Source organism: Dellaglioa sp. CoH-56-MRSF-12 (assembly GCF_056782075.1).
This window is the reverse complement of record NZ_JBXAYD010000104.1, coordinates 1-268: the sequence shown is the minus strand read 5'-3', so window position 1 is coordinate 268 and position 268 is coordinate 1. Positions and strand designations below refer to the sequence as shown.

At 64.2% G+C, this 268-nt stretch carries 1 protein-coding gene; it reads left to right on the top strand.

All coding sequences use genetic code 11. The features are described from left to right. Positions 1-268 (top strand): preprotein translocase subunit SecA (locus tag AC1RPY_RS07930; protein WP_481763140.1); only part of this gene is annotated, 268 nt, incomplete at both ends.

Here is a 268-nt window from a genome sequence, read left to right as displayed (position 1 = left end):
ACAAGAAGCTGTCCGGCATGACCGGTACCGCCGAGACCGAGGCGGCCGAGTTCATGAGCACCTACAAGCTCGGCGTCGTCCCGATCCCCACGAACAAGCCGATGCAGCGCAAGGACCAGCCGGACCTCGTCTACAAGAACGAGAAGGCCAAGTTCGACCAGGTCGTGGAGGACATCGCCAAGCGGCACGAGAAGGGGCAGCCCGTCCTCGTCGGCACGACGAGCGTCGAGAAGAGCGAGTACCTCTCGCGCCTGCTCGCCAAGAAGGG